Source organism: Amycolatopsis sp. NPDC114484 (assembly GCF_055633755.1).
In genome coordinates this window covers 57585-63765 of record NZ_JBVKDQ010000037.1, presented here as the reverse complement: position 1 = coordinate 63765, position 6181 = coordinate 57585, and the positions used below count along the sequence as shown (strand labels likewise).

At 71.0% G+C, this 6181-nt stretch carries 8 protein-coding genes; 3 read left to right on the top strand and 5 right to left on the bottom strand.

Going from position 1 to position 6181, the window contains the following annotated elements; genetic code table 11:
- Positions 1-125: 125 nt before the first annotated feature.
- Complete coding sequence (locus ACZ7SW_RS43235; RefSeq protein ID WP_470236180.1) at positions 126-341, bottom strand: ferredoxin; 216 nt, start codon at positions 339-341, stop codon at positions 126-128.
- Positions 342-343: 2 nt separating this feature from the next.
- Positions 344-1534 carry a cytochrome P450 gene (locus ACZ7SW_RS43230; protein ID WP_470236179.1) on the bottom strand — a complete coding sequence of 397 codons (1191 nt, stop codon included), beginning with the start codon at positions 1532-1534 and terminating at the stop codon, positions 344-346.
- 241 nt (positions 1535-1775) lie between these two features.
- Between ACZ7SW_RS43230 and ACZ7SW_RS43225 the strand changes: the two genes are divergently transcribed.
- Together ACZ7SW_RS43225 and ACZ7SW_RS43220 are read left to right on the top strand one after the other, a co-directional pair.
- The gene (locus ACZ7SW_RS43225; protein WP_470236178.1) at positions 1776-3023 is read left to right on the top strand and encodes a sensor histidine kinase; all 1248 of its coding nucleotides are present in this window, start codon (positions 1776-1778) and stop codon (positions 3021-3023) included.
- The gene (locus tag ACZ7SW_RS43220) at positions 3011-3661 is read left to right on the top strand and encodes a response regulator (RefSeq protein WP_470236177.1); all 651 of its coding nucleotides are present in this window, start codon (positions 3011-3013) and stop codon (positions 3659-3661) included. Before ACZ7SW_RS43225 ends, ACZ7SW_RS43220 begins: the two co-directional genes overlap by 13 nt.
- A 157-nt stretch (positions 3662-3818) precedes the next feature.
- Here the strand turns inward: ACZ7SW_RS43220 and ACZ7SW_RS43215 are convergent, their stop codons facing one another.
- The gene (locus ACZ7SW_RS43215) at positions 3819-4253 is read right to left on the bottom strand and encodes a hypothetical protein (protein ID WP_470236176.1); all 435 of its coding nucleotides are present in this window, start codon (positions 4251-4253) and stop codon (positions 3819-3821) included.
- Positions 4254-4517: 264 nt separating this feature from the next.
- Here ACZ7SW_RS43215 and ACZ7SW_RS43210 point away from each other — a divergent pair, with 264 nt between their 5' ends.
- Entirely contained in the window at positions 4518-5270 is a 753-nt protein-coding gene (locus tag ACZ7SW_RS43210) for a maleylpyruvate isomerase family mycothiol-dependent enzyme (RefSeq protein ID WP_470236175.1), read from the top strand.
- Here the strand turns inward: ACZ7SW_RS43210 and ACZ7SW_RS43205 are convergent.
- Together ACZ7SW_RS43205 and ACZ7SW_RS43200 are read right to left on the bottom strand one after the other, a co-directional pair.
- A complete protein-coding gene (locus tag ACZ7SW_RS43205) occupies positions 5267-5665 on the bottom strand; it encodes a hypothetical protein (RefSeq protein ID WP_470236174.1) in 399 nt (132 codons plus the stop codon). The genes ACZ7SW_RS43210 and ACZ7SW_RS43205 overlap by 4 nt on opposite strands.
- On the bottom strand, positions 5662-6174 hold the full coding sequence (locus tag ACZ7SW_RS43200; RefSeq protein ID WP_470236173.1) for a MarR family winged helix-turn-helix transcriptional regulator: 513 nt from the start codon (positions 6172-6174) through the stop codon (positions 5662-5664). Before ACZ7SW_RS43200 ends, ACZ7SW_RS43205 begins: the two co-directional genes overlap by 4 nt.
- Positions 6175-6181 lie beyond the last annotated feature (7 nt).

The following is a 6181-nucleotide window of genomic DNA, read 5'->3' as shown; positions in this document are numbered from 1 at the left end:
ACAGACACACACCCCACCCGATGATCACCACACCCGGCCGCTACCACCACCGACACACCGAGCGAAACACCAGGTTCCACAACACCCTCTCAGGGTTCCCCTCACGACCAGCCCGCAGTCCAGGACTAGGGGCGCGGGCCGACGACCTCCGCACCGTCCCGCACGGTGATCGCCATGGCGGGGCAGGAATCCGCCGCGTCCAGCACGGTTTCGTCCGGTTCGACGGTCTCCGCGACCGCACGGGCCGTGGCGCCGTCCAGCGCGAACGTCTCCGGCATCAGCGACGCGCACATCCCGCTGCCGACGCACGTTCCCCCGTCGACCTCGACCGTCCAGCTCATCGTCACCATCCCACCGGCATCGAACGCGGTCCGCGGACCAGCATCTGCGTCTTCCACTCAATATCCCCGGCCAGCCGCAGCCCCGGCAACTCCCGGGTCAACGCGCGCAGCGCCTCCTGCAGTTCCAGCCGGGCGAGCGGGGCGCCCAGACAGTGGTGCACGCCGTGGCCGAAACCGAGGTGGTGGTTGTCGCCGCGGTCCAAGACGAGCTGGTCCGCCGTGCCGAACTGCAGCCGGTCACGGTTCGCCGCGCCGATCGCCACCAGCACCGGTTCCCCTTGGCGCACCAGCACATCGCCGACCTCGACGTCCTCCGTCGCGTAGCGGGCGAACCCGGCCCCGGCGCCGAGCGGCACGAAGCGAAGCAACTCCTCCACCGCGGTCGGGATGAGCCCGGGGTCGGCGCACAGCCGCTCCCAGTGCTCATGCTGGTCCAGCAGCGCATACACGAAGTTGGGAATCTGGCTGGCGGTCGTTTCGTGGCCAGCGACCAGAATCCCGACGCACAGGTCCACCAGTTCCAGTTCGGTGAGCCGATCCCGGACATCCCGCGCCTCGATGAGCGCGGTCATCAGATCGTCCCGCGGCTGGGCACGGTGCTCGGCGATCAGACCGGCCATGTACGCCCGCAGCTCCTCGCGGCTGCGCTCCGACTCCTCCGGCGTGAGCCGCGTGGTCGACAACGCCGCGTCGCTCCACTCGCGGAACTGCGGCCGGTCGCCCACCGGAACGCCGAGCAGCTCGCAGATCACCGCGACCGGGATCGGCAGCGCGTACAGATCGACGAGGTCAGCCGGTTGCCCGTGCTCGCGCAACTCCTTGATCAGCTCGTCAGCCAGCCGCGCGACCCTCGGGCGCAATTCCTCGACCCGCCGCGCGGTGAACGCCTTCGCGACGAGCGTGCGCAGCCGGGTGTGATCCGGCGGGTCCATCGAGAGGATGCCGCCCGGACGCCGGTACTCCGACATCCGCGGTTCGTCGCTTTCCTGCGCCAGCGCGCGGGAAAACCGCCGGTCCCCGAGCACGAGACGGGCATCGGCGTAGCGGGTGGCGAGCCAGGCGGCCTCGCCGTGCGGCATCTGGACGCGAATCATCCCGGCGTTCTCGCGGGCGGCGGTGTAGGCCTCGTTGAGCGCGAGACCCGCCTCCTCGTTGAACGGGTAGGCGAGCGGTGCGGTGTGCGTGGTGGTCATGCCAACGACTCCCCGGATCCCTTTGTAAGCAGGTGCTTACATGCCTACACCCGGGATCGGCCGCGCGTCAATCCACCAGGAGCTTCCGGAAAATCGCGGGACACCCCCGCGTGCTCGCCGCTCGTCCGCGGCAGATCGCTCGTCAAGCCCGACAGGTACTTCCCGGCTGGTACTAGGTTCACCACGAGATCGGGTACAGGTGTCATGGCACCGTCCTCCCGCGATGTCCTAGCGTCATGCCATGGCGATTCCAGCTGGGCTGAGACGCACGGTCCTCCGGGCGCGGCGGGACACCGGCTTTCTCGCCGCTGGCGTGCTGCCGCACCTGGCGCTGGTGCCCGTGTGGGCCTCGGCTGCGGCGGCTGCCGCCAGGACGGACGACTGGCTCCTCACGGTTTCCGTGCCGGCCGCCCTGGTCCTGCTCGGCGCCCCGGTGCTGACGGCCGTTCAGCGGGCTCGCTACCGGGTGCTCATCGGGGTGGACGTCCCCCGGCCCACCCCCACCGCGCCGGAACAATGGACGTGGGCCTCGACCGCCCGGCGGCTCGCGGCGACGCGGCCTTGGCGCAAGATCGGCTACCACCTCCTGCTGGGCCCGCCGCTCGCGCTGCTGGAACTGCTGGTGCTCGCGGCGGCAGCGGCGGGCTTGGCGGGCGTCACCTCCTACGCCTGGACATGGGCGCTGCCAACCGGAATCCGCCAGGACTGGTTCGGCTACGCGACCCAGCTGCCGGCTTACACAGCGGCTGGGCTCCTCCTCTTGTGCGCCCTCCCCTGGACCGCGCGGGCAGCAGCCCGGGCCGAGGCGCGGCTGGCGTTGGGCCTGCTCGGGCCCAGCCGGGCGCAGCGACTCCAGGAACGGGTCGATCAGCTGGCCGTGAGCCGGACCGGCTTGATCGAGGCCGTCGACGCGGAGCGCCGCCGGATCGAGCGCGACCTGCACGACGGCACCCAGCAGCGGTTGGTGTCGCTGGCGGTCAACCTGGGCCTGGCCATCGCCACCCGCCCGGACCTGCCGAGCGATGCCCTCGAGGTGCTCGCGAAAGCGCACGCGGAGGCGAAAGAGGCGATCGACGAACTCAATGACCTGGTGCGGGGGCTGCACCCGGCCGTGCTCGAAGACCGAGGTCTGGACGCGGCGTTGTCCGGGCTGGCGGTCCGCACGCCCCTGCCGGTGCGGCTGCGGGTCGAGCTGGAGGAGCGGGTGGCGCCCGACGTGGAGTCAGTCGCGTACTTCGTGATCTCTGAGGCGCTGGCCAATGCGACGAAGCACGCCAACGCGATGCGCGCGGAGGTGATCGTCCGTCAGGTCGGCGAGGTGCTGCGAGTGCGCGTCACCGACGACGGGCTGGGCGGTGCCGACGCCGCCGCCGGCACGGGCCTGACCGGGCTGGCCAAGCGAGTCGGCTCCCTCGACGGGGCCTTCCGCGTCAGCAGCCCCGTCGGCGGGCCCACCACCGTCACCGCGGAGCTGCCGTGCGCGCGGTGATCGCCGAGGATTCGGTGTTGTTGCGGGTCGGCCTGATCAAGGTGCTGGAGATGGCCGGGTTCCAGGTCGCCGCGGAAGCCGGCGACGCGGAGGGGCTGTTGGCGGCGGTGGCGGAGCACCGGCCCGAACTCGCCTTGATCGACGTCCGGATGCCGCCCGGCTTCACCGACGAGGGGGTGCGGGCGGCGATGGAGATCCGTCGCCGCTGGCCGGGGACGCCGGTGGTGCTGCTTTCGCAGTACGTGGAGGAGCGGTACGCGGCCGACCTGCTGTCCGCGAACACCAGCGGGGTGGGCTACCTGCTCAAGCAGCGGGTCGCCGACGTCGCCGACTTCGTGGCGGCGGTCCGGCGAGTGGCGGACGGGGGCACGGCCCTGGATCCGCAGGTCGTCGCCCAACTGCTCCTGCGGCGCGACAGCGACCCGCTCGCGCGGCTGACCCCCCGTGAACGGGAGGTGCTCGGGCTGATGGCCGAGGGACGCTCCAATGCCGGTATCGCGCAGGCGCTGGTGGTCAGCGAGAGCGCCGTAGCGAAGCACATCAACAACATCTTCGCCAAGCTCGACCTGCCGGTGGTCGACGCGGACCACCGCCGGGTCCTGGCCGTGCTGCGGTTCCTCGGAGCGTCCCGGGCCTGACTTTCCCCCGAAGAACTCGCCGACCGCCAGCCGCCCGAACGGCTTCAGCATCCGGCGCAGCTCGGCCAGCGGACACGGCGCCTGTCTCCAGGATCCAGCAGGCCGGGGACTTCCCGAAACGGACCGCAAGCGCCCAGCACGTCACGAGCCCTTCCGCTCAGCAGCCCGGCCGGGGCAAGGCCCGGGTCGCGAGAACCGCGCAGGCCACCGCCAGCGGCAACTCGGCGAAGACCATCATCAGCACCGCCAGCTTGAAGTCCGGACCCGGAGCCGCCGTCATGGTGTCGAACCAGGCGTCGACCAGCAGCAGGGCCGAGGTCGCGGCGGAGGTCAGGCACGCCCGGCGGTCGCCGCGTCTTAGGAGCAGTCCGGTGGAGAGCAGGCCGAGCGCCTCGAAGCTGTCCAGGCCCGTCCACGTCCAGGCCCAGTGCGCGGCCTGAGCGGTGGCAGGCAGCTCGGTGTGCAGGAAGACCAGCCAGGGAATCATCGCCAGCCCGAGCACGGTGAGGACCGTGGCCGCCCGGCGAAGCAGCAGGGGGAACGCCGACGCGGCCGCGGCCTTCGGAAGGATCCGCTGTACACCGCTCGCCATGACACCCGACTCCCTCCGGTGCCCGCCCCTCGGGCACGACATCAGCATGTCGTTCGCGGTGTGCCCGAGGCAGTAACGCTCTTATCCGACTTGATGGTGGCAGTGGGTACACCTTCCGCTTCCGGCACGAGATCGCCGGGCGCGCCGCGTCCGGCTTCCATCGGCCGGTTTCCGCGTATCGCAACGAATCGATCGACTGCCCATTAGGTCATAACCGGTTCCCGAACGTCCCAGCCACGGCCGCGGTTTGGATAGCGTGGTCGCATGCTGGACTACGGCCTGGATCTGTCCGAGATAGCCCGCGACGCCGCCTTGCCGGATCTGCTCGCGGAAGGAGACGAACTCGACGCGGTGGTGTCCGCGGAGCCGGACTGGTCGAGACCGACCCCCGCCAAGGGCTGGACGATCGGCCACCAGATCGCGCACCTCGCGGCGGCCGACGCGAACGTCCTCCTCGCGCTCCGGACCCCGGAGAAATTCCCCGCCGTGCTGGAGGAAGACGCCGACGCGGTCGCGGCCGAGGGAGCCGCGCGACCGCGTGCGGAACTGCTGGACCGCTGGCGCGCCGGACGGGCCGAAGTGGCGGCAGTGCTCGGCGAGATCCCGTTGGACCAGGCGTTTCCCTGGTACGGCTCGGAACTCACCGCGACGCTCGCGGTGCCGCTTCGGCTGATGGAAACGTGGGCGCACGGACAGGACATCTTCGACACCGTGGGCGTCGAACACGGCCCGACGGACCGGCTCAAGCACATCGCCGCCTTGGGCTACGCCGGGCGCGGGCTTTCGTTCTACGCCGCCCAGTTGCCGCTGCCCACCGAGCCGATCCGCGTCGAACTGACCGGTCCCGACGGCGCCGTCTGGGGCTGGGGTCCGGACGACGCCGCGCAACGGATTCGAGGCAGCGCAAGGGATTTCTGCCTTCGTATCACCCAGCGCCGTGCCTTGGACGAAACCGGTTTGGCCGCGATCGGCGACGACGCGAAAGTGTGGCTCGAGAACGCCCGGGTCTTCCTCTAACGACGCCTGGGCCGCAGCAACGCGACACCCACTGTCAACGCGCTCGTCGACGCCACGTGGATCGCCAGCGCTTTCCGGTTCGGCGCCCACACCCCGGTCGCCGGACCGCCGGACCACATCGCCGCCACGAAACCGCCTGCGGCACAAGCCATCGCCCGCCACAGCGCCGGCGAGCGATCCCGTCCGGCCGCCAAACCGGTGCCCACCGCACCGAAAGCGCCCGCGGTGATCAGCGCTTCGCGCGCCATGTGGTACTGCACGTGACCTTCGCCGTGGCGAACCTCCGGTGCGCGGTAGCTCGGATCGGTGATGTGCGTGGCCGTCTGCCACACCGACGGCGCGGCGGCGGCCAGACCGGCGACGACCGCCGCCGTGCCAAGGGTTTCCCGCTTCATTGTTCGTCCTTTCCCTTGAGGTGGTGCGAAACCCGCCGCAGCGCGTCGTTCACCACGCCGATCGTTTCCGGGTCGAGAGCCCGCGCGATTTCGCGTTCGATCTCGGTTTTGAGCGCGAACGACGCGAGCGCCTGGCGTTTGCCCTCGGCGGTGAGGGACACGAACACCGAGCGCCGGTCGCCGGGGTCCTTGTCGCGGCGGACCCAGCCGCGGGCTTCGAGCCGGGTGATCCGGTGCGTGACCGAGCCCGAGGTCAGCTCGACCGCGGCCATCACCTGCCCAGGCGTCAGCCGGTGCTCAGGCGCGCGTTTGAGCGCGGCGAGCATTTCCAGCTCCCACAACTCGATCCCGTGCGCGGACAGCTCCCGGCGCATCGCCAGCTCCAGCTGGTGCGCGACCCGCCGGAGCCGGTAGGACAGCGATTTCGCGGCCAGCACGCTCTCGTCGCCGCCGCCGCGCCGGACGGCGTCCACCAGGTCGTCGACCGCGTCCCGCGGCGCTGCGTTCACCGGCACG